Source organism: Mycobacterium sp. 852002-30065_SCH5024008 (genome assembly GCF_001665645.1).
Classification (GTDB): domain Bacteria; phylum Actinomycetota; class Actinomycetes; order Mycobacteriales; family Mycobacteriaceae; genus Mycobacterium; species Mycobacterium paraffinicum.
This window is the reverse complement of record NZ_LZSZ01000185.1, coordinates 1-510: the sequence shown is the minus strand read 5'-3', so window position 1 is coordinate 510 and position 510 is coordinate 1. Positions and strand designations below refer to the sequence as shown.

1 protein-coding gene is annotated in these 510 nt (G+C 71.8%); it reads right to left on the bottom strand.

Translation table 11 applies throughout. The features are described from left to right. A partial coding sequence (locus A5781_RS24290) for a VWA domain-containing protein (RefSeq protein ID WP_156625027.1) occupies positions 1-510 on the bottom strand: 510 nt, incomplete at both ends.

The window sequence follows — 510 nt, the reverse complement described above, 5'->3', positions numbered from 1 at the left end:
GAGATCGTCGAGATCTGCACACCCTCGGCCTTGGCGGCCCGGGCGGCGGTGAACGCCCCCTGCGGGGCGTTGGGATCCAGCGGCACGTTCTCGGCGCCGTCGGACTCCAGCACGATGCGCGCCGGCGGCGGGCCGTCGCCGCCCCCCATCACCGAGCCGACCGTCGCGATGGCCTGCAGCGCGGTGAAGAGGCCTTCACCCGTCGCGGTCTTGGGGGCCGGTTTCAAGTTGTCGATCGCCGCCTTCACGGCCGCGCGGTTGGTGGTCGGGGAGACCAGCAGCGAGGCGTTGGCCGCGAACTCCACCAGCCCCAGGTTGATGGCCGGCGTCAGCTCGTCGGCGAATTGCTTGCCGGCCTCCTTGGCGGCGGTCAGCCGGTCGGGCGGGACGTCGGTTGCCCGCATGGACTGCGACATGTCGATGACCAGCACGATGACGGCCCGGTTGCGCGGGATGCGCATGTCGTGGGTCGGGGTGGCCAGCGCGATGGTCAGCAGGGCCAGGCTGAGC